The organism is Streptomyces sp. AC550_RSS872 (genome assembly GCF_019049285.1).
Taxonomy (GTDB): Bacteria; Actinomycetota; Actinomycetes; order Streptomycetales; family Streptomycetaceae; genus Streptomyces.
In genome coordinates this window covers 173,684-193,795 of record NZ_JAGMUL010000015.1, presented here as the reverse complement: position 1 = coordinate 193,795, position 20,112 = coordinate 173,684, and the positions used below count along the sequence as shown (strand labels likewise).

The 20,112-nt window shown below is 71.6% G+C and carries 20 protein-coding genes and 1 pseudogene; 10 read left to right on the top strand and 11 right to left on the bottom strand.

The window, feature by feature from the left end:
• Positions 1–60: 60 nt before the first annotated feature.
• On the bottom strand, positions 61–525 hold the full coding sequence (locus tag KUM44_RS07200; protein WP_217206915.1) for a DUF6194 family protein: 465 nt from the start codon (positions 523–525) through the stop codon (positions 61–63).
• Between the two features lie 62 nt (positions 526–587).
• Between KUM44_RS07200 and KUM44_RS07195 the strand changes: the two genes are divergently transcribed.
• Together KUM44_RS07195 and ligA are read left to right on the top strand one after the other, a co-directional pair.
• On the top strand, positions 588–1,313 hold the full coding sequence (locus tag KUM44_RS07195) for a MerR family transcriptional regulator (RefSeq protein WP_217206914.1): 726 nt from the start codon (positions 588–590) through the stop codon (positions 1,311–1,313).
• Positions 1,314–1,374: 61 nt separating this feature from the next.
• The gene (gene ligA, locus KUM44_RS07190; protein WP_217206913.1) at positions 1,375–3,480 is read left to right on the top strand and encodes an NAD-dependent DNA ligase LigA; all 2,106 of its coding nucleotides are present in this window, start codon (positions 1,375–1,377) and stop codon (positions 3,478–3,480) included.
• 49 nt (positions 3,481–3,529) lie between these two features.
• Here the strand turns inward: ligA and KUM44_RS07185 are convergent, their stop codons facing one another.
• Positions 3,530–3,802: a DUF6355 family natural product biosynthesis protein gene (locus tag KUM44_RS07185; RefSeq protein ID WP_217207059.1), complete on the bottom strand. Its 273-nt coding sequence runs from the start codon at positions 3,800–3,802 to the stop codon at positions 3,530–3,532.
• A 269-nt stretch (positions 3,803–4,071) separates the two neighbouring features.
• Here KUM44_RS07185 and KUM44_RS07180 point away from each other — a divergent pair, with 269 nt between their 5' ends.
• Positions 4,072–4,620 carry a 2'-5' RNA ligase family protein gene (locus tag KUM44_RS07180; protein ID WP_217206912.1) on the top strand — a complete coding sequence of 183 codons (549 nt, stop codon included), beginning with the start codon at positions 4,072–4,074 and terminating at the stop codon, positions 4,618–4,620.
• A 16-nt stretch (positions 4,621–4,636) separates the two neighbouring features.
• Here the strand turns inward: KUM44_RS07180 and KUM44_RS07175 are convergent.
• From KUM44_RS07175 to KUM44_RS07165, 3 genes and pseudogenes are all read right to left on the bottom strand, one after another.
• Positions 4,637–4,765: pseudogene (locus KUM44_RS07175) on the bottom strand (aldehyde dehydrogenase family protein); the annotation flags it as partial.
• 128 nt (positions 4,766–4,893) lie between these two features.
• Complete coding sequence (pntB, locus tag KUM44_RS07170) at positions 4,894–6,348, bottom strand: Re/Si-specific NAD(P)(+) transhydrogenase subunit beta (protein WP_217206911.1); 1,455 nt, start codon at positions 6,346–6,348, stop codon at positions 4,894–4,896.
• A gap of 6 nt (positions 6,349–6,354) precedes the next feature.
• Positions 6,355–7,935: a Re/Si-specific NAD(P)(+) transhydrogenase subunit alpha gene (locus KUM44_RS07165; RefSeq protein ID WP_217206910.1), complete on the bottom strand. Its 1,581-nt coding sequence runs from the start codon at positions 7,933–7,935 to the stop codon at positions 6,355–6,357.
• A gap of 377 nt (positions 7,936–8,312) precedes the next feature.
• Here KUM44_RS07165 and KUM44_RS07160 point away from each other — a divergent pair, with 377 nt between their 5' ends.
• From KUM44_RS07160 to KUM44_RS07145, 4 genes are all read left to right on the top strand, one after another.
• Complete coding sequence (locus tag KUM44_RS07160) at positions 8,313–8,708, top strand: molybdopterin-binding protein (RefSeq protein ID WP_217206909.1); 396 nt, start codon at positions 8,313–8,315, stop codon at positions 8,706–8,708.
• Between the two features lie 254 nt (positions 8,709–8,962).
• Complete coding sequence (modA, locus tag KUM44_RS07155) at positions 8,963–9,790, top strand: molybdate ABC transporter substrate-binding protein (protein ID WP_217206908.1); 828 nt, start codon at positions 8,963–8,965, stop codon at positions 9,788–9,790.
• Complete coding sequence (locus KUM44_RS07150) at positions 9,787–10,638, top strand: ABC transporter permease (RefSeq protein ID WP_217206907.1); 852 nt, start codon at positions 9,787–9,789, stop codon at positions 10,636–10,638. The genes modA and KUM44_RS07150 overlap by 4 nt, the downstream gene beginning before the upstream one ends.
• 31 nt (positions 10,639–10,669) lie before the next feature.
• A complete protein-coding gene (locus KUM44_RS07145; RefSeq protein ID WP_217207058.1) occupies positions 10,670–11,755 on the top strand; it encodes an ABC transporter ATP-binding protein in 1,086 nt (361 codons plus the stop codon).
• A gap of 36 nt (positions 11,756–11,791) precedes the next feature.
• Here KUM44_RS07145 and KUM44_RS07140 read toward each other — a convergent pair whose 3' ends face one another.
• Positions 11,792–12,292, bottom strand: coding sequence for a DUF488 domain-containing protein (locus KUM44_RS07140; RefSeq protein ID WP_308402521.1), 501 nt, complete (start codon positions 12,290–12,292; stop codon positions 11,792–11,794).
• 225 nt (positions 12,293–12,517) lie between these two features.
• On the opposite strand from KUM44_RS07140, the gene KUM44_RS07135 reads away from it, so the two are divergent.
• Together KUM44_RS07135 and KUM44_RS07130 are read left to right on the top strand one after the other, a co-directional pair.
• A complete protein-coding gene (locus KUM44_RS07135; protein WP_217206906.1) occupies positions 12,518–13,852 on the top strand; it encodes a cytochrome P450 in 1,335 nt (444 codons plus the stop codon).
• Between the two features lie 87 nt (positions 13,853–13,939).
• Positions 13,940–15,337, top strand: a complete 1,398-nt coding sequence (locus KUM44_RS07130; protein ID WP_217206905.1) for a M1 family metallopeptidase — start codon at positions 13,940–13,942, stop codon at positions 15,335–15,337.
• Positions 15,338–15,420: 83 nt separating this feature from the next.
• Here the strand turns inward: KUM44_RS07130 and KUM44_RS07125 are convergent, their stop codons facing one another.
• The 5 genes from KUM44_RS07125 to KUM44_RS07105 form a co-directional block, all read right to left on the bottom strand.
• Positions 15,421–15,924, bottom strand: coding sequence for a helix-turn-helix domain-containing protein (locus KUM44_RS07125; RefSeq protein WP_217206904.1), 504 nt, complete (start codon positions 15,922–15,924; stop codon positions 15,421–15,423).
• Positions 15,921–16,979, bottom strand: a complete 1,059-nt coding sequence (locus KUM44_RS07120) for an LLM class flavin-dependent oxidoreductase (RefSeq protein ID WP_217206903.1) — start codon at positions 16,977–16,979, stop codon at positions 15,921–15,923. Before KUM44_RS07120 ends, KUM44_RS07125 begins: the two co-directional genes overlap by 4 nt.
• Positions 16,979–17,485, bottom strand: coding sequence for an SRPBCC family protein (locus tag KUM44_RS07115; protein ID WP_217206902.1), 507 nt, complete (start codon positions 17,483–17,485; stop codon positions 16,979–16,981). Before KUM44_RS07115 ends, KUM44_RS07120 begins: the two co-directional genes overlap by 1 nt.
• A 117-nt stretch (positions 17,486–17,602) precedes the next feature.
• Positions 17,603–17,893, bottom strand: a complete 291-nt coding sequence (locus KUM44_RS07110) for a hypothetical protein (RefSeq protein ID WP_217206901.1) — start codon at positions 17,891–17,893, stop codon at positions 17,603–17,605.
• A 329-nt stretch (positions 17,894–18,222) separates the two neighbouring features.
• Positions 18,223–18,492, bottom strand: coding sequence for a hypothetical protein (locus tag KUM44_RS07105; RefSeq protein WP_217206900.1), 270 nt, complete (start codon positions 18,490–18,492; stop codon positions 18,223–18,225).
• Between the two features lie 493 nt (positions 18,493–18,985).
• Here KUM44_RS07105 and mgrA point away from each other — a divergent pair, with 493 nt between their 5' ends.
• Positions 18,986–20,029, top strand: a complete 1,044-nt coding sequence (mgrA, locus tag KUM44_RS07100) for an L-glyceraldehyde 3-phosphate reductase (RefSeq protein ID WP_217206899.1) — start codon at positions 18,986–18,988, stop codon at positions 20,027–20,029.
• Positions 20,030–20,112: the final 83 nt, after the last annotated feature.

Genomic DNA, 20,112 nt, shown 5'->3' with positions numbered 1-20,112 from the left:
TGGTTTGTTCAGCGCAGGAAGGGTGGCGACGGGTTCTCCGAAGGTGAAGACGGTGGCGGCCTAGGAAGCGCGCCGTTCATGGCGTGTGCGGGCCAGGTGGCAGGCGCCACGGAGCAGTTCGCGGACTGCCGCGTCCGTGCCCGGGCCCGGGTTGACCACCGCCAGCCAGCCGACGGCCCCGTAGACGGGGTGCGCCATCAGGGTGTCGGTGGCGCTGGGGTCCACCTCGGCGGTATCGGGGTCGCGCGGTGCGTGGCCGGTCCACCGGATGAACTCCTCCTTCCCGGCGGCGATGTTCAGGCGGAAGGTGTCCGCCCGGTCCAGACGTGACGCCTCGTCGCCGGGACAGTTCTTGGTCACGATCGTCGCGAACGGCTGGGTCGTCGTCGGGACGACGCCATCGGGTGCGTAGTAGAAGAACGCGTCACCCCAGCTGATCTCGGGCGAGCCGTCTCCGGGTGCCGGCCTGAGGGTCAGGACGCCGTCGAGGCCGTCGACGAAGCTGATGATCTCTTCCATGGTCATGTGCTCTAGCGTTGCATTGAGGTGCTTGTGGAGATTTTGAGCTTGGAGGAAGGGGTTTCCGGTTGATAAGTCTCAAATCAGGTGACCTGCGCACCGGCGATGTCGCGCGGCACGTCGGGTGCTCCGTGCAGCAGGTACGCAACCTCGAGCGCGACGGTGTGCTGCCGCCGGCGACACGCACGGCCAAGGGCTACCGGATCTACGGCGAGGCGCATCTGCGGTCCGCACTGGCCTACCGCGCGCTGGCGGCGGGCACGGGCCCGACCGAGGCCAAGAAGATCGTTCGGGCCGTGCACCGGTCCCCGCTCCCGGAGGTCCTCGCCCTGCTCGACGCGGCGCACGCCCGGCTCGACGCGGAGCGCGCGGATCTGAGACAGGCCAAGGAGGCCGCCCGGGCCATCTCCGGCGAGCCGATCGAAGACGTACGGGCGTCGGACTCGATGAACGTCTCCGAACTCGCCGCCGCGCTCGGTGTCCGCACTTCGACGTTACGGCACTGGGATGCGGAGAATGTCGTCGTCCCGGACCGCGACCCCGCGCGCGGGACGCGCCGGTACACACCGGCCCAGGTGCGTGACGCGCGGATCGTGCACCAACTGCGCAAGGCCGGCCACCGCATCGCACCCCTGCGGGCCCTGATGCCGGAGTTGCGCCGCGCCCGCCGCACGGAGGACGTCCTCGCCGCGCTGGCCGCCAGGGACGCCGACATCACGGCTCGTTCCAAGGCCCTGTTCGAAGGGTCCGCCGCGCTGAGTGCGCTGCTGTCGCCGCGCGGCACAGCGACCTGACCGCGAGAGGTGACGTCGCAGGTCAGGGGCGTTGTCAGTGATGGCAGGCAGGATGGTCGGCATGACAACACCAGTTGCGCAGATCGTGGACGCCGCCGGCTACGCGCAGGCGGTCGAGGACGTCGTGAAGGCCGCGGCCGCCTACTACACGGACGGCACCTCACCGCTGGACGACGACACCTACGACCGCTTGGTGCGAGAGATCTCCGCGTGGGAGGCCGGTCATCCCGACGAGGTCCTGCCCGGCTCGCCGACGGGGAAGGTCGCCGGTGGCGCGGTCGAGGGCGATGTGCCGCACACGGTCGCGATGCTGAGCCTGGACAACGTGTTCTCGCCAGAGCAGTTCACGGCCTGGACGGCCTCCCTGGCCCGCCGCATCGGACACGAGGCACAGCGGTACAGCGTCGAGCCGAAACTCGACGGTCTGGCGATTGCGGCCCGGTACACGCGGGGAAGGCTGACGCGGCTGATCACACGGGGGGACGGGACGGCCGGGGAGGACGTCTCGCACACCATGGGAACCATCGAGGGCCTGCCCGACACGCTGACCGAGCCGGTCGACGTGGAGGTGCGTGGCGAAGTCCTCATGACGAGCGCGCAGTTCGAGCACGCCAACGAGGTGCGCACCGCCCACGGCGGCCAGCCGTTCGCCAACCCCCGCAACGCGGCCGCGGGCACCCTGCGGGCGAAGGACCGCGCCTACACGGTCCCGATGACGTTCTTCGGCTACGGCCTGCTGCCGCTGCCCGAGACCGACCGCGCTCTGGCCGCACGGCTGGACGACCTCGCACACAGTGAGCTCATGGCCCTCGCGGCCGAGCTGGGCGTGAACACCACCGCCCCCACCCCGGTGCCCGGCATCACTGCGGCCACCACGGCCGACGTGCTGACCCGGGTGCAGGAGATCGCCGCATTGCGCGCCGGGCTGCCGTTCGGGATCGACGGCATCGTCATCAAGGCCGACCACGCCGCCGACCAGAAGGCCGCCGGATCCGGATCGCGGGCCCCGCGCTGGGCCATCGCCTACAAACTCCCTGCCGTGGAGAAGATCACCCGTCTGCTGGACGTCGAGTGGAACGTGGGCCGCACCGGCATCATCGCCCCTCGCGCCGTCCTGGAGCCGGTCGAGATCGACGGCTCCACCATCACCTACGCCACGCTTCACAACCCGGCCGACATCACCCGCCGTGACCTGCGGATGGGCGACCAGGTCATGGTGCACCGCGCCGGTGACGTCATCCCGCGCGTCGAGGCCCCGGTCGCCCACCTGCGCACCGGCGACGAGAAGCCGATCGTCTTCCCCCAGGTGTGCCCGCGCTGCGGCTCGGGCATCGACACCGGCCAGGAGCGCTGGCGGTGCGAGCAGGGCCGCAACTGCCACCTGGTCGCCTCCCTCTCCTACGCCGCGGGCCGCGACCAGCTCGACATCGAGGGCCTGGGCGCCACCCGCGTCGTGCAGCTCGTCGACGCCGGCCTCGTCACCGACCTCGCCGACCTGTTCACCCTGACCCGCGATCAGCTCCTCGGGCTGGACCGGATGGGCGAGACCAGCACCGACAACCTGCTGGCCGCCCTCGCCACAGCGAGGACGCGGCCGCTGTCGCGCGTGCTGTGCGCCTTGGGAGTGCGTGGCACGGGCCGGTCCATGTCCCGCCGCATAGCCCGGTACTTCGCCACCATGGACAACATCCGTGCCGCCGACGCCGACCAGTTGCAGCAGGTCGAGGGCATCGGCGCCGAGAAGGCACCCGCCATCGTCGCCGAACTGGCCGAACTCGCCGCGCTGATCGACAAACTCGCCGCGGCCGGGGTGAACATGACCGAGCCCGGCGCCACGTTCCCGCCCGTGGAAGCCGCCACCGGCGCCGACCCGGACACCGGCGCCGACGACGCCGCGACCGGCAGTCCGTCCGCCGGTCCCCTCGCCGGGATGACAGTCGTGGTCACCGGCGCCATGACCGGCCCGCTGGAGAAGCTCAGCCGCAACCAGGTGAACGAACTCATCGAACGCTCCGGCGGCCGCTCCTCCTCCAGCGTCTCCAGGAAGACCAGCCTCGTGGTCGCCGGAGAAGGGGCCGGATCCAAGCGCGCCAAGGCCGAGGACCTCGGTATCCGCCTCGCCACGCCCGGCGAGTTCGCTCTCCTCGTCGCCGACTTCCTGGACTGACCGATGCACCCCGGCGATCAGGCAGGCATCAGCTCAGGTGCCCGCTGTTTCAGCAGGTGCGGTTGACGTAGTGAGCGCCCTGGATCTTTTCCGCGGGGCCCAGCCAGGTCCTGCCGGGCCCGACACACCGCTCGTAGTCAGGCGCGAGGGCGACCCGCACATGGATGACCACACGCGAGCCGTCGGACGTGCAGTGGTTGTAGTAGGCGTCGGAGCTGGTCTCGTAGAAGCCGCACGGGTCGGCCGCCGCGGGGCTCGCCTGGGCGGTCACCGCACCGAGGGACGTGAGCACGAGAACGGCGGAACCGAGAGCACCGGTCACCATACGACGAAGACTCAAGGGAGACTCCTTGGGCAGGGGAGGCAACAGGATTCGAACGTCAGCCTCGAAGATCTGCTGCCTGCCGGTCAGTTGGATACCGGCACAAGAATCACCGTGCGGCCCGGACGCCGTTGATCGAACAGCGCGACGTTCACCTGGTGAATCGTTCGCCCTGTGCTCGATCGGATGATCCTGCCTCGATTTGGGATCATGGGCATGTGGACGGGAATGCGGCTTTCGGCCCGGCAGGGCCGGGGGATGCGCTCGAGATGGCGCCGACGGCCCGGACGGCGGTGGCGTGGCTGCCGCCGAGCGAGCTCTGGCCGGCCATCCAGGACATCCGCTGGGAGCATGATCCGCAGGTACGGCGGTGGCCGCCGCATGTGAACCTGCTGTTCGGGTTCGTACCGGAGGAGGAGTTCGCGCGGGCGCTGCCGCTGCTCCGTGCCGGGGCGGCGGCCTGCACGCCGTTCCTGGCGCGGCTGGCCGGGGTGCGGTACTTCCGGCACCGGCACTACGCGACCGTCTGGCTCGATCCGGCCGCGGCAGGTCCGGCGCCGTGGGCCCGTCTCCAGCGGGAGCTACAGCTGCGGTTCCCCCTCTGCCTCGGGCGCGGTGGCCGCTTCACCCCGCATCTCTCCCTCGGCCGCACCCATGACCCGAAACACCTGGCAGCCGAGTGTGCCGTCCGGCTCGGCACCCTGTCTGCCGCCGTCGAGGAGGTGGTCCTGCTCTCCCGTCGCGGCGACGAGCCCATGACGCCCCGGGCCGTGATCACGCTGGGCACGGGCGACGTCCGCCACCCGCGCCCGGGGTGAGGGCGTGGTCGGGGCCCTCGGGGGCCACGCCCGTGAGGACGGTCGGCGGGTAGAAGCAGCCGAGGCCGGCCGGGGTACGGCCACCGACGAGCACCTCGGCGCCGCGCTCCACCGCGTCGGCGGCCAGGTCCTCCACCTTGGCCCGGCGAAGAAGCGGTCGCGGCCGGTGCGCGCCTCGACGAGGGCCGGGATCATCCGTACGACCGCCGTGTCCGCGCCGTCCGCCGGGTCGGCCCGGCGGACGGGGCGGGGACAGCGGTCAGTGTTCGGCGGTCAGCGGTTCGTTCCCACCATGGCCGGGGCCGGCGCCGTGGTGGCGTCGAGGGAGCGCAGGATGTCCTCGACGCGCTGCTTGGCATCGCCGAAGAGCATCTGGCTGTTCTCGCGGAAGAACAGCGGGTTCTGCACGCCCGCGTACCCGGTCGCCATGGAGCGTTTGAAGACGACGACCTGGGCCGCCTGCCACACGTGCAGGACGGGCATCCCGGCGATGGGGCTGGCCGGGTCCTCGGCGGCGGACGGGTTGACCGTGTCGTTGGCGCCGATGACCAGGACGACCGAGGTGGCGGCGAAGTCGTCGTTGATCTCGTCCATCTCCAGCACGATGTCGTACGGCACGTTGGCCTCGGCGAGCAGCACGTTCATGTGCCCGGGCAGCCGTCCGGCGACGGGGTGGATGCCGAAGCGCACGTCGACGCCCCGCTCGCGCAGCTTGCGGGCCAACTCCGCGACCGGGTACTGGGCTTGGGCGACCGCCATCCCGTATCCCGGCGTGATGATCACCGAGGAGGCGTCCTGGAGGAGTTCGGCGGTCTCCTCCGCGCTGATCTCCCGGTGCTCCCCTTGTTCGGCGCCGTCGCCCGCCACCGCCGTCTCGCCGCCGAAGCCGCCCGCGATCACCGAGAGGAAGGAGCGGTTCATCGCCCTGCACATGATGTACGACAGGTAGGCGCCGGAGGAGCCGACGAGTGCGCCGGTGACGATGAGCAGGTTGTTGGCGAGGAGGAAGCCGGAGGCGGCCGCGGCCCAGCCGGAGTAGCTGTTGAGCATCGAGACGACCACCGGCATGTCGCCGCCGCCGATGGAGGCGACCAGATGGGCGCCGAGGGCCAGGGCCACCACGGTGACCGCGATGAGCAGTCCCATGTGGGGGCGCGCGACGAACGCCACGGTGAGCACGGCGAACGCGGCGAGCGCACCCAGGTTGAGGATGTGTCTGCCGGGCAGCATGAGCGGCCGGGACTTGATCCGCGCCGACAGTTTCAGATAGGCGACGACGGAACCGGTGAAGGTGACGGCGCCGATGAACACGCCGATGAACACCTCGGCGTGGTGGATGCGCAGCAGTGAGCCGGTGATCTCCTGCCCGGTGTGGCCTCCGGCGTCGACGTCGAGGTAGCCGTTACAGCCGACGAACGCGGCGGCGAGGCCGACGAGGCTGTGCATGATGGCGATCAGTTCCGGCATGCCGGTCATCTCGACGACCCGGGCACGCCACAGTCCGATGCCCGCGCCGACGGCCGTGGCGACGGCGATCAGCACGAGCCCGGTGGCGCTGATGCTCCGGGAGGCGAGGCCGACGGTGGCGGCCAGGGCGATGACCATGCCGGCGATGCCCCAGACGACCCCCGAGCGGGAGGTCCGGTGCTGGGAGAGTCCGGCGAGGCTGAGGATGAACAGCAGCGCGGCGACGACGTATGCGGCCTCTGCGGCCGTGGCGGTGGTCATCCGTGATCAGCCCTTCGAGAACATGCCGAGCATGCGGCGGGTGACGGCGAATCCGCCGAAGACGTTGATGCTCGCCAGCAGGATCGCGGCGAACGACAGCACGGTCACCACGGTGTTCCCGTGCCCGATCTGGAGCAGCGCGCCGACCACGACGATCCCGGAGATCGCGTTGGTGACCGACATCAGCGGGGTGTGCAGCGCGTGGTGCACATGGCCGATGACGTAGAAGCCGATGACGATCGCCAGGACGAAGACCGTGAAGTGGGCGATCAGTTGGGGCGGCGAGAAGGCGGTCACCAGGAAGAGCGCGAGCGCTCCGGCGCCGACGAGGGCGTATCCGGACCGCGCGGAGCGGGCGGGCCTCGCCCCGGCGTCGGGGAGCGCGGCCGGTTCCGGGCCATGGGCAGGGGTGGGGGTTGGCGCGGCGGACACCTGAACGGGTGGGGGCGGCCAGGTCTTCTCGCCGTCACGGACCACGGTCATCGACCGCTGCACCACGTCCTCGAAGTCGAGGACCAGCCGGCCGTCCTTGCCGGGGGTGAGCAGTTTCATCAGGTTGACGAGGTTGGTGCCGTACAGCTGGGACGCCTGGGCGGGGAGCCGGCCGGGCAGGTCGGTGTAGCCGATGACCGTCACGTCGTTGTCGGTGACGACCGCCTTGCCCGCGACCGTTCCCTCGACGTTGCCGCCCTGGGCCGCCGCCATGTCGACGATCACGCTGCCGGGCTTCATCCGCGCGACGTCCTGGGCGGTGATGAGCCGCGGCGCGGGCCGGCCTGGGATGAGCGCGGTGGTGATGATGATGTCGACGTCGGCCGCCTGCTCGGCGTAGAGCCGCGCGGCGAGCCGGTTGTAGTCGTCCGAGGTGGCCTTGGCGTATCCGTCGGCGCTGACCTCCATTTCGGCCTGTTCTGGCCGTACCTCGAGGAACTCCCCGCCCAGCGAACGCACCTGTTCGGCGACCTCGGGCCGGGGGTCGGTGGCGCGGACCACGGCGCCGAGGCTGTGGGCCGCACCGATCGCCGCGAGTCCGGCCACTCCGGCGCCGGCCACGAGCACCTTGGCGGGCGGCACCTTGCCGGCGGCGGTCACCTGGCCGGTGAAGAAGCGGCCGAAGGCGTGCGCGGCCTCGACCACGGCCCGGTATCCGGCGATGTTCGCCATGGAGCTGAGGACGTCCAGGGACTGGGCACGCGAGATGCGCGGTACGGCGTCCATGGCGAGCACGGTGATCGGCCGCCGGGCCAACTCCTCGACCAGGTCCGGGTTGAGCGCGGGGCCGATGAGCGCGATCAGCGTCGTTCCGTCGCGCAGCCGGCCGATCTCCTCGCTCGACGGGCCGTTGACCTTCAGCACGATCTCGGCCGGCCACGGGTCGCCGAGCCGGGCGCCCGCCTCCTCGTAGGCCGCGTCGGAGAAGCGGGACAGCTCCCCCGCCCCCGGTTCCACGACCACGTGGTAGCCCAGCGCGACCAGCCGGGCCACGGTGGCGGGGGTCGCCGCCACCCTGGTCTCGCCCGCGGTGGACTCGGCGGGTATGCCGATCCGCTGGGCCTGCTGTTCCGGTTCCTGTTCCGATGGGGCCATCGTCTTCCTCTCCGATCGGGTTCGCCTCCGCCGAAGGTCTGCCCCCTGTCGCCCTGGGTGACTCGGGGCAGTCGAGGGTGAGGATGGGCTCGGTGTTCGCGGGCGTGGGGTCCGGCGTCCGCTGCTCGCCCCGCAGCCGCGCGAACGCGCAGGCCACGGCCGGCACATGGGGCGCCTCCGGGTCGTGGCCGAACGGGCGGCCGGTGCCGGACCCCGCAGCGGGTGCGGGCGGCACGGGCCCGTCGCGTACGGGCCTCACCGCGAGCACGCACACCGGTGGGGGCGATGAACAGACCGACCGGTGATCGTCCGGGGAGACGGTACGGCTCGCGGGGTACTCACCGGCGGCTCTGCCCTGATCGCCTATCTTGGCGCGTATGCAGTCCTACACGATCGGCCAGGCGGCCCGTCTGCTCGGGGTGAGCCCCGACACCGCGCGACGGTGGGCGGACGCCGGCCGCGTCGCCACCCACCGCGACGAGGGCGGGCGCCGCCTCATCGACGGGAAGGACCTGGCCGCGTTCTCCGTGGAGCTGGCCAGGTCCGGTGACGGCGAGGAGGACCTGTCGTACACGTCCGTCCGCAACGCCTTCCCCGGCATCGTCACCGCCGTGAAGCTCGGCGACGTCGCCGCCCAGGTGGAGATCCAGGCCGGTCCGCACCGGCTGGTGTCCCTGCTGACGCGGGAGGCCGTGGAAGAGCTGGGCCTGGAGGTCGGCATGGAGGCCACGGCCCGGGTGAAGTCGACGAACGTGCACATCGACCGGGCCTGAGCGAAGCCGAGTCGGGCTCCCAGCCGAGCTGAGCCGGGTGAGCTCCAGCCGTGGGTCCCAGGTGGGCGCGCACACCCGCTCCGCCGGTCCCGTACAAACGCACATGCAACCCACCGGTACCGCAGTGCCCGCTCATGCGATGCGACAGGAGACTTTCACCTGGCATCTGCGGCATTATCATCGACGCATGGCGTACGTGGTCCGTCAGGACCACCAGTGAATGTGTCCGTGGGGACCAGAGGGAGTGGACCGGGATGAGCCGTACCGCGCGCCAGAACCGCCGCATCTCGCAGATGACCGGCGTGAGCGCCGCGGCGCTGCTGGCGCTCAGCGCCTGCTCGTCCACCGACTCGGACGCCTCGGCGAAGTCGGACTCCGCCGCGTCCGCCTCCGCCTCGGACAAGATCTCGGGTGACGTGACCGTCTTCGCGGCGGCCTCGCTCCAGGAGAGCTTCCAGGCGTTGGGCCGGCAGTTCGAGAAGGAGCACCCGGGTTCGAAGGTCACCTTCAGCTTCGGCGGCAGTGACTCCCTCGCCGCGAGCATCACCGGCGGCGCCCCGGCCGATGTGTTCGCCTCGGCCAGCCCCAGGACGATGAAGATCGTCACGGATGCGGGGGCCGCCTCCGGCACCCCCGCGACCTTCGTCCGCAACGAGCTGGAGATCGCCACCCTGCCGGGCAACCCCGACAAGATCTCCTCTCTCGAGGACCTCACCGAGTCGGATCTGAAGGTGGTGCTCTGCGACAAGGAGGTGCCCTGCGGCGCCGCCGCCCAGAAGGCCCTGGACGCGAGCAAGCTGCACCTCACCCCGGTCTCCTACGAGCAGGACGTCAAGGCCGCCTTGACGAAGGTCGAGCTGAAGGAGGCCGACGCGGCGGTCGTCTACAAGACCGATGTGCACGCGGCGGGTGACAAGGTGGAGGGCGTGGAGTTCCCCGAGTCCGCCGACGCCGTCAACGACTACCCGATCACCCTGCTCAGGGACACGCAGAACGCCGCGGCCGCGAAGGCGTTCATCGCGCTGGTGCGGTCCGCCGAGGGCCAGAAGGTCCTCTCCGAGGCCGGGTTCCTCAAGCCGTGAACTCGACGAGCGACAAGGTCGGCGCCGCGACCGACGCCCTCCGGGGCGGGCCGCGGCGTCGCCGCGTCCGTTCGGGCGTTCCGCTGCCTCTGCTGTTCCCCGCGCTGATCGGCCTGGCGTTCCTGATCGTGCCGCTGATCGCCCTGCTGGTACGGACCCCGTGGCACAGCCTGCCGGAGCAGCTGACCAGCCCCGAGGTGTGGCAGGCGCTCAGGCTGTCCCTGGTCTGCGCCACGGCCGCGACCGCGGTGAGCCTGGTCATCGGAGTGCCGCTGGCCTGGCTGCTGGCCCGGGTGGAGTTCCCCGGCCGGGGCCTCGTACGGGCCCTCGTCACCCTCCCCCTGGTCCTGCCGCCGGTCGTCGGCGGTGTGGCGCTGCTGATGGCGCTCGGCCGCAACGGCATCGTCGGGCAGTGGCTGGACTCGTGGTTCGGGATCACGCTGCCGTTCACCACGACGGGCGTCGTGATCGCGGAGGCGTTCGTGGCGATGCCGTTCCTCGTCATCAGCGTCGAGGGCACCCTGCGGGCCGCCGACCCGCGCTACGAGGAGGCGGCCACCACCCTGGGCGCCTCCCGCTTCACCGCGTTCCGCCGGGTCACCCTGCCCCTCATCGCACCGGGGATCGCGGCGGGCGCGGTGCTGGCCTGGGCCCGGGCGCTCGGCGAGTTCGGCGCGACGATCACCTTCGCGGGAAACTTCCCGGGCCGTACCCAGACCATGCCGCTGGCGGTGTACCTGGCCCTCCAGAGCGACCCGGAGGCCGCCATCGCCCTGAGCCTGGTACTGCTGGCCGTGTCGATCGCGGTGCTGGCCGGGTTGCGCGACCGTTGGATGAGTGCCGGATGACCAGGACCGCACGACCGGGGGCGACCACCGGATGACCGAGACCCACGACGTCCGCGCCGACGGCGCCGACACCGCTCCGGACGGGCTCGACGCCCGCCTCGTGGTGGACCGCGGCGACTTCCGCCTCGACGTGGCGCTGACCGTCGCCCCGGGCGAGGTGGTCGCGCTGCTCGGCCCGAACGGCGCGGGCAAGACCACCGCCCTGCGCGCGCTCGCCGGGCTGACCCCGCTCACCGAGGGCCGTCTGCGGCTGGACGGTGCGGAGTTGGACCGTACGCCGCCGGAGTCCCGCCCGGTCGGCGTCGTCTTCCAGGACTATCTGCTCTTTCCGCACCTCTCGGCCCTCGACAACGTGGCCTTCGGGCCGCGCTGCCAGGGCGCGACCAAGGCGGAGGCGCGAGCGCAGGCCGCCGAGTGGCTGGACCGCCTGGGGCTCACGGACCACGCGAGCGCCAAACCACGCAAGCTGTCGGGTGGCCAGGCCCAGCGCGTCGCCCTGGCCCGCGCCCTGGCCACCCGCCCGCGTCTGCTGCTCCTCGACGAACCGCTGGCAGCGCTGGACGCCCGCACCCGTCTTGAGGTCCGTGCCCGACTGCGGCGCCATCTGGCCGAGTTCGAGGCGGTCGCCGTCCTGGTCACACACGACCCGCTCGACGCCATGGTCCTGGCCGACCGCCTGGTCGTCGTGGAGCACGGCCGGGTCGTCCAGGAGGGCAGCCCGTCCGACATCGCCCGCCATCCCCGTACGGACTACATCGCCCAGCTGGTCGGCCTGAACCTCTACCGGGGCGAGGCCGACGGCCACGCGGTCCGGCTGGACGGCGGCCCCGCCGTCACCACCACCGAGGACCTGTCAGGACCGGTCTACGTGGCGTTCCCGCCGAGCGCGGTCACCCTCCACCGGGACCGTCCGACCGGCTCCAGCGCCCGCAATCTCTGGCGCTGCGAGGTGGCCGGCCTGGAGACCCACGGCGACCAGATCCGTGCCGACCTCGCGGGCGAACTCCCCCTCGCCGCGGACCTGACCACGGTCGCAGCCGCCGAGCTCGACCTGCATCCCGGCGCCGAGGTCTGGGCGACGGTGAAGGCGACGCAGACGCACGCCTATCCGGTGTGAGACCGGTGCGGCCCGGCCCGGGATCCGCTGCGTACGTCAGGACGGGCGCAGGTGCTCGATCGTGACACTGTGCTCCGCGGCCAGTCGCCGGGCGACCAACGAGCGGTGACATGCCTGCGGGTCGCGCTCGACGCAGAACAGCGCGGCGGTCCTGCCCCGTGACAGCGCCGACACGATCGGTGTGAGGTCGGCGCTGTCGAGGATCTCGGCGGTGTAGCGGCGGGTGTACTCGGCAGCGAGCTCGCGGCGCGAGCGCTTGCCGACCCCTTGGCGGTCGTCCTCGGCGTACTGGAGCAGACGCAGTTCGGTGGTCGGGGCGAGCTCGGGGTGGTGCTCGTAGGTGATGCCGGCCCGGGCGAGGGCCTGCTGCAACCGGAGTGAGTTCGCCCAGGCGTACTCGGGTCCGCGGACACCGCGGCGCTGACGTACGTCTAGCAGGAGGCGGACGTCCGCGCGCCGCAGTTCTCGCAGGAAGGACCCGCGGTCGAAGCCGTAGACCCCGATCGTCACGATGCTGAGGCGGTGTGGGCGCGTCACGCGACGGCGCTCCGTGACGCCGGCACGTGGGACATGCCGGCCCGGTCCGACGTTCGTTCCACCGCCACATCAGCTCCCTTCGAGTCTTCGGTCCCCAGGAGCCTTCCCCACACATCATGGCACCCTCGACTGGACATGGGGTGACTCCATGTGGCCACTCACGTACAGTCCGTGGCATCCGCGCTTGGTCGTGGCCAAGCCCAACGGCTCACCTGGAGAAGAGACATGGACACCGAAGCCGGCCTCGGCGCCCTCCCGCACGCTCCCGGCACGGGGCGGCCGGTTCCCGAAGCCGATGCCGGGGTCGTGGAGCGATGGCGAGCGGGGGGCGGTGGTGAACTGGTCGAGCTGCTGGCGCGGGTGCGCGAAGAGGCCGGCGGTGTCGCCGCGTTCCGGCTCGGGCCGGCGCCCACCGTTCTCGTCACCGATCCGACGGCGGTCCAGCATGTGCTCGCCCGGTTTCCCGAGCGGTACGTCAAGCGCTCCCACCGTGCCCGGCTGTTGATCGGCGACGGGGTCATGGCCGCCACCGGTGCGGCGTGGAAGCGGCAACGCCGGTTGTTGCAGGGCCAGTTCACCGGTACCGGGATGCGCCGCTACGAGCAGCGGATCACGGCGGCCGCCCGCACCACCGCCGAGCGCTGGGACGGGTACGCCCGCACCGGGCAGGTTCTCGACGTCGGGCGGGAGATGCACCGCTTCGCCCTCGACGCCATCTGGCGCTCCCTGACCGGGCACCCCCTCGACGACGAGACCGAGCGCGAACTGACAGCGGTGGAAGCCGTGGCGGCGGCCCTGCCGACCCTGCCCGCCGACGCCGCGGACGCCCGCGACGCCGTGGCCGCGGATCTCGCCCGGATCGACGCCGTCGCCGGGCGCGCCGTCGAAGCCGCCCGCGGCGGAGCGCACGGCCCCGACGGCCCGGGTCTGGTGCATGTCCTGACCGAGGCCGCCACCGAGCGCCCCGAGTACACCGACGGGCTGATCCGCGACGAGTTGGTCACGCTGCTCGCGGCCGGGCACGAGACGAGCGCGACCACTCTGACCTGGCTCTATCTGCTCCTTGACCGGCATCCCGCCGCGCGCGAACAGGCTCTCGCCGCCGGCGGCGAGGGTTCGCCGGAACGCCGTCAGGCGATCCAGGCCCTGATCCACGAGACGCTCCGCCTCTACCCGTCGGCCTGGATCCTGCCCCGCCACGCCGCCGAGGACGACACCCTCGCCGGGTACTCCGTCGAGGCCGGCACGGACATCCTCGTCTGCCCGTACCTCACCCACCGCGACCCCGAACTGTGGCCTGACCCCGAGCACTTCGACCCCAGGCGCTTCACCGCCCCGGACGGCCGGCCCGCGCACCCGGGTGCCTACTTCCCCTTCGGTATCGGCCCCCGCGCCTGCCTCGGTCTCCAGTTCGCGCTCCGCGAGTCGACCGTCCTGCTGGAACACCTGCTGCCGGTCCACGTCCCCGAGTTCGCCGCCACCCCCGCGAAGGCGGAGTACGGCATCACGGTCCGCCCCTGCGGCCCCACCCCCGCGACCCTGGCACCGCTACCCGCCTGACTCGGCCGCGGAGTCGGGGCGCCGTCAGTATCCGAAAACGCGAAGGCGAGGGCCAACGCCTCACCCGTTGTGGCAGGATCCGCTGTCATGCTGTCACTGTCCGCGTGGTCGTCAACGTCCGCCAGGCGTCTGCTTGTTGTCCTGCTCGCCGTGCTCCTGGCGCAGAGCGCCGGCGGTCCGGAAGCCCTCTCCGCACCCACGGCCCAGGCCTCGTCCGCCACGGCCGCGACACCGGACCGGCTGCGCTACGACGTGACGCTGCGCGGCAACGCGGACGGCTCTCGCTGGACGGGCCGGCAGCGTGTGTCGTTCCGCAACGCCTCCGACCGTCCGCTGCGTGCGGTGTACGTACGTCTGTGGGGCAACGGTGCGGACAAGTGCGGCACGGCCGGGGCGCCGCCGCCCGTCAAGGTGTCCAAGGTCACCGGGGGCACCGCCGGCCGGCTGACCGTGGACTGCACGGCGCTGCGGATCGCCCTGCCGAAGCCGCTCGTGCGGGGGGAGCGGTCCGCCGTCGCCTTCGACGTGTCCCTCACGGTGCCCCAGCGCAACAGCCGCTTCGGCCGCGAGGGCGCCTTCCGCTTCCTGGGTAACGCCCTGCCCGTGCTCGCCGTGCACGACGCGGCCGGATGGCACCTCGATCCGTATGTGTCGACCGGGGAGAGCTTCTACGCCCTGGCGAGCGACTTCCGGGTGGCGCTCGACCACCCCGCCGCCCTCGAGGTCCCGGCCACCGGCCGCACCTGGACCCGGCCCGCCGCGCCCGGCCGCAGCCGCACGCTCAGCGTCGCGCACCGGGTAAGGGACTTCGCCTGGGCCGCGGGCCCGTTCCGTACGGCCACCGAGACCACGCCCGGCGGCGTGCGGGTGAGGTCGTACTGGGCGCCGGGCACGTCCGCGGCCGGGGTGCGCCTGACCCGCCAGGACGGCGCCGCCGCCGTCGACCGGTTCGGCGAGGAGTTCGGGCGCTACCCGTACGGCGAGATCGACCTCGTGATGACCAGTGGGTTCGGCGGCGGCATGGAGTACCCCGGCCTGGTCCTCCTCGGCACCACCGAGGAAGGCAGTGCGGTCGTCCACGAGGTCGCCCACCAGTGGTGGTACGGCATCGTCGGCAACGACGAATACGGCGCGCCCTGGCTGGACGAGAGCTTCGCCCAGTACGCCAACGCGCGCTTCTACGGCTGGGAGACCCGCGACTGCTGGTCGGAGGTCGAGTGGCCGAGCGACCGTACGGCACTGACCAACTCCATGGCCTACTGGGCATCGCACCCGGGCGAGTACCACTTGATCTACACGACCGGCCCCTGCGCCCTCGCGGACCTGGAGCGCACTCTCGGCGCGGACACCATGGCCCGCCTCCTGAAGCAGTACGCCAAGGACCACTGGTACGGCGTCTCCACCACGGCCGCGTTCAAGAAGGCCGCGCAGTCCGTGACAAGCAAGGATCTCGGTCCGTTCTGGAAGCAGCACCGGATTCGGTGACGCGGAGTTGGCGTTCGAGGACCTCGACGGCCTGACCGTGGCCACCGACCGGGTCGTCCTTCGAGTACTTCCCGGGGCTGAGGTCACTCCGGTGCGAAGCGGCGCTGGACGTCGGGCCGGGACCTGAGGCGTTCCGGATAGCCGGGGCCCATCCGGGCCTTCGTGTCATCGGCACGCAGCGGCTCGCGGCAGGCGGAGCAGACCACCTCCGCGTGGCCGTCGTGGCCGCAGGCCTCGTGGTGCAGGGTGACCGGAGGGCCCTCGGGGCCGGCGAGCCAGCGGTCGCCCCAGCGGGCCATCGCGGCGAGCACCGGGAAGAGGTCGTTGCCGCGCTCGGTCAGCAGGTACTCGTGGCGGGGCGGCTCGCTCTCGTAGAGCCGTCGTTCCAGCAGCCCCGCCTCGACCAGGCGACGCAGCCGGTCGGTCAGCGTGTTCCGGGCGATCCCCAACTCCCCCTGGAACTCCTCGAACCGGCGGCTGCCGTAGTAGGCCTCCCGAAGGACCAGCGGGGTCCAGGCGTCGCCGACCACGTCCAGGGTCCGCGCGATCGAGCACGGCCAGTGCGCGAAGGACGTACGCGCGCTCATGCCCGCCCTCCGGCCTCGTGGACGAGCTCGATGGCCCGGCCCAGCGTGTCGAGCCGCGCGGCCAGGTCGTCACCGGCGGGGTAGAGGCGGACGGTGTCCACGCCGGCGTCACGCCAGACCCGGAGCCGCTCGCGGACCATGCTCTCCGTACCGATCAACGTCGTCGCGAGCACCATGTCGTCGGTGACCAGGGCGGCCGCGCCGTGCCGGTCGCCGGCCTGCCAGCGCTGCCGTACCTCAGCGGCGACCTCCGCCCAGCCCTGCCGGCTGTAGGCGCGGTTGTAGAAGTTGGTGGAGGCCGAGCCCATGCCGCCGAGGCTGAAGGCGAGTTCCTTTTTGCGGCCGGCGACCATGGCGCCGAGTGCCTCCTCGTCGGCGGCGAAGGCCACTTCGGCGCCCTGGCAGATGTCCAGGTCGGCGCGGACACGTCCGCCACGCGCCAAGCCCTCGTCCAGGTGCGCGAAGTAGGCGTCCGCCGCTCCCTCGGGGACGAAGCTCGTGCCGAGCCAGCCGTCGGCGACCTCTCCGGTCAGGCGGAGCATGGCCGGTGACAGAGCTGCCAGGTACAGCGGCACGGGGTGCTCGGCCCGCATCGACAGTTTCATCGGTACGGTGTCGCCGCCCGGCAGCGGGATGCGGTACTCGGTGCCGGAGTGGTCGATCTTGCCGCCGGTCAGCACCTGCCGCACGATCTCCACCGTCTCACGCACGCGGGCCAGCGGGCGGGCGAAGGGAACACCGTGCAGCCCCTCCATGACCTGGGGGCCCGAGGGGCCGAGGCCGAGCAGGAAGCGTCCCTGGGAGAGGTTGGAGAGGGTGATCGCGGTCTGCGCGAGGGCGACCGGAGTACGCGTCCCGACCTGCATGACGCCGGAGCCCAGGAGTATCCGTTCGGTGCGGGCGGCGTAGTAGCCGAGAGCCGAGGGCGCGTCGGAGCCCCACGCCTCGGCCACCCAGCAGATGTCCAGGCCGAGCTTCTCCGCCTCGACGACGAAGTCCGCCTGGTGGGTCCAGGAGCCGAGACCGGACGCCTCGACCGTGATCGCGGTCCTCATCACGCCTCCGCCAGCCTCTTGATGTGGCCCAGCGTGGCGGTCATGTTGCGTTCGAACTCACGCATACGCACGAACACGATCTTCTCTTCCTTCTCCGGCATGCTGTCGATGGCGAAGGACAGCCCGGACCGGCCGGGCCCCATCCGCATCCACTCGGACAGCTCGGTACCGCCGTCCCTGGGCGCAAGGCGGAAACGCCAGACGGCGGACGGCCGGGACAGGTCCTCCACGGCCCACGCGAGGACGCGCGGCGGGTCGCACTCGACGACGTGCGAGGTGGTCTCCCACTCGCCGAACGACTCATGCCGGCTCCGGCCGACGAAGCGAGCGCCCACGGCGGGCCCGGCCGCGCCGTCGAGCCAGCGGACCGACTGGAGCTCCTCGCTCATGTCCGGCATCAGCGTCACGTCGGAGACGATCTCCCACACCCGGTCCGGCGGGGCGTCGACCCACGCCCGCACCTCCACCGTCGGCGTGTCCGCATAGCGCGCGCCCGTCCACTCCACCCCGCACCCACCCCTTCCCCGTTGAGGAGCCGTGACCTTGGGAGGTCATAACCTCCAGAGTTGCGTAACGAGACTTACTGCGTCAAGGGCACGTCGGCGCCGCTACCGCCTGCTTCGCTAGGTCCCGGCGCCGCCCGTCTCCACACGCCAGACGGCCTTGCGCACCTGCTCCTCGACATCGCTGCGCGGCTCACCCCGCGCCCTCGCGTACTCGACCATCGCGACCTGCGCCTCCCGGGCGAGGTCACGCCAGGCCCGCAGGGCTGTGTTGTACGTCTCGGCCTGCCGCGCACTCCAGCCGCCGCGCTGGGTCGGCGAGCCGTACATGCCCCGCAGCTCCTCCACGCGCGTGTGCGCCTGTTCGGCCGCACGCTCCTTCTGCACCAGCTCTTCGAAGATAGTCGTCACACAAATGGAGCATAGGCGGGCAAACCACCTCCCGCGCGCGGAGTGCGTGGCGAGCCCGGCTCCAGGGCGACAGGCTGCCCTTACCGGGCCCGCTCCTTCCACTCCGAGGGCGAAAGCGCGAGCAGTGCCCCCTGCTCGCGCCGGTCGGACAACGGGCCACGGCCTCCCGCCACTTGGAGGGCGAAGGCGCCGCCGGCACCGACAGGCTCCACGACGGTCACACTCGGCGCCGACAGCAAGTACATGCCTCGTCGCCGAACGTGGTCACGGCCTTCGCCCCGCCCTTGACGACGAGGACGCGGGGACGCGGCGACGCGGGGACGCGGGAGCTATGCCCGTACGTCCGCCGGCGTCAGGTTCTCACCCCACGGCACCTGCGCCTCGACCAGGCCGACGTAGACGATCTCGGCCCGGTCCGCCAGCTCCCGCAGCACGGTCGGTGCCGTGCCGTCCGGCCAGAGGGCGCCGCGGCGGTGGACGTCGAAGCTCACCGCGTACGGCCGTGCACCGGGCTCGGCGGTCAGTGCCCGGGTCACCAGCTGACGGCACGACTCGTACAGCGCGGGCGTGATGCCGGTCAGGTGCAGCAGCGCGCCCATGCGCAGGGGCTCGCCGTGGAGCGCCTCGGGCCCAGGGCGGATGCGGCCGAGCCCCGCCGGTAGCAGTGCACGCGGGTCCCGGCAGGGCCCCGGTCCTTCACCACCGGGCCGACCGGACGGCCGGGGTCGGTGCGGACGTGGGACACGCCGACGCCGCGGACCTCCTGCTCGGTGGGCGTGCCGAGCCCGTAATCGGTGTTCAGGCGGACGCGGTCAGGACCACGGAGATCTCGGTCGCGATGGCGGGTGAAGTCACGTGCCTCTCCTGGAGGTTGGGAGGCGTCAGGAGTGACACGGCCGCTCGGGGCGAGGCCGTCGACGTCAGGACGAAGACTGTGATGTGAGACCGGGGAACCTGGCCATTTGACTGATAATTCAAGGAAGCGTGGGATCGCCATCAGCGGCCCGGCCCTCGCGGTCGCCCGGGATGGAACGATGCGCTGGACGTCGGAATCAGACACCGGACGCCCAGATCGGACAGGAGCACCCCTCGATGACCCACCTCGCCGACCCCGAGCGCTACAACGGCACGATGCGCTACCGGCGCACCGGACGCTCGGGACTCGACCTTCCCGCACTGTCCCTCGGGTACTGGCACAACTTCGGTGACGACCGGCCCTTCGAGACCCAGCGCGAGATCGCCCTGCGCGCCTTCGACCTCGGCATCACCCACCACGACCTCGCCAACAACTACGGTCCGCCCTACGGCGCCGCCGAGCTCAACTTCGGCCGTCTGATGAAGCAGGACCTCGCGCCCTACCGGGACGAGCTGGTGATCTCCACCAAGGCCGGCTGGGACATGTGGCCCGGCCCCTACGGCCAGGGCGGCGGCTCCCGCAAGTACGTGCTGGCCTCGCTCGACCAGTCGCTGAAGCGCATGGGGCTGGAGTACGTCGACATCTTCTACTCCCACCGGCTCGACGCGAGCACCCCGCTCGAGGAGACGATGGGCGCGCTCGACACCGCCGTCCGCCAGGGCAAGGCCCTGTACGTCGGCATCTCCTCGTACGACGCCGAGCGCTCCCGGCAGGCCGCCGCCATCCTCCGGGAGCTGGGCACACCGCTGCTCATCCACCAGCCGTCGTACAGCATGCTCAACCGCTGGATCGAGAACGAGGGCCTGCTGGACGTCGCGGAGCAGGAGGGCTTCGGAGTCATCGGTTTCACCGCGCTCGCCCAGGGCCTGCTCACCGGGCGCTACCTCGAGGGCGTCCCCGCCGGCTCGCGGGCCACGCAGGGCAAGTCGTTCGACGAGACCTGGCTGTCGGAGGACATGCTGCGCAGGCTGCGCGCCCTGGGCGACATCGCGGCCCGGCGCGGGCAGACCCTCGCCCAGATGGCACTCGCCTGGGCCCTGCGCGACCGGCGGGTGACCTCGCTGGTCATCGGCGCCTCCCGCACCGAGCAGCTCGAACAGAACGTCGCCGCACTGGAGAACCTCGACTTCGACGACGAGGAACTCACCGAGATCGACAAGTACGCCACCGACGGCGGCGTCGACCTGTGGCAGGAGGCCCGGACCGGCAACGTGTGCTGAGACATGAGCAGAGGCGGCATGGCCAGAGGCGGCATCGACAGGGGCGGCATCGACAGGGAAAGGAGCCTTGGTATGGACCTGAC

Excerpts from the sequence above, each read along its gene's own strand:
- KUM44_RS07200 (WP_217206915.1), bottom strand. The coding sequence starts at position 525 with ATGACCATGGAAGAGATCATCAGCTTCGTCGACGGCCTCGACGGCGTC.
- ligA (WP_217206913.1), top strand. The coding sequence starts at position 1,375 with ATGACAACACCAGTTGCGCAGATCGTGGACGCCGCCGGCTACGCGCAG.
- KUM44_RS07180 (WP_217206912.1), top strand. The coding sequence starts at position 4,072 with ATGGCGCCGACGGCCCGGACGGCGGTGGCGTGGCTGCCGCCGAGCGAG.
- pntB (WP_217206911.1), bottom strand. The coding sequence starts at position 6,348 with ATGACCACCGCCACGGCCGCAGAGGCCGCATACGTCGTCGCCGCGCTG.
- KUM44_RS07165 (WP_217206910.1), bottom strand. The coding sequence starts at position 7,935 with ATGGCCCCATCGGAACAGGAACCGGAACAGCAGGCCCAGCGGATCGGC.
- KUM44_RS07160 (WP_217206909.1), top strand. The coding sequence starts at position 8,313 with ATGCAGTCCTACACGATCGGCCAGGCGGCCCGTCTGCTCGGGGTGAGC.
- modA (WP_217206908.1), top strand. The coding sequence starts at position 8,963 with ATGAGCCGTACCGCGCGCCAGAACCGCCGCATCTCGCAGATGACCGGC.
- KUM44_RS07145 (WP_217207058.1), top strand. The coding sequence starts at position 10,670 with ATGACCGAGACCCACGACGTCCGCGCCGACGGCGCCGACACCGCTCCG.
- KUM44_RS07135 (WP_217206906.1), top strand. The coding sequence starts at position 12,518 with ATGGACACCGAAGCCGGCCTCGGCGCCCTCCCGCACGCTCCCGGCACG.
- KUM44_RS07130 (WP_217206905.1), top strand. The coding sequence starts at position 13,940 with ATGCTGTCACTGTCCGCGTGGTCGTCAACGTCCGCCAGGCGTCTGCTT.
- KUM44_RS07125 (WP_217206904.1), bottom strand. The coding sequence starts at position 15,924 with ATGAGCGCGCGTACGTCCTTCGCGCACTGGCCGTGCTCGATCGCGCGG.
- KUM44_RS07120 (WP_217206903.1), bottom strand. The coding sequence starts at position 16,979 with ATGAGGACCGCGATCACGGTCGAGGCGTCCGGTCTCGGCTCCTGGACC.
- KUM44_RS07105 (WP_217206900.1), bottom strand. The coding sequence starts at position 18,492 with ATGGGCGCGCTGCTGCACCTGACCGGCATCACGCCCGCGCTGTACGAG.
- mgrA (WP_217206899.1), top strand. The coding sequence starts at position 18,986 with ATGACCCACCTCGCCGACCCCGAGCGCTACAACGGCACGATGCGCTAC.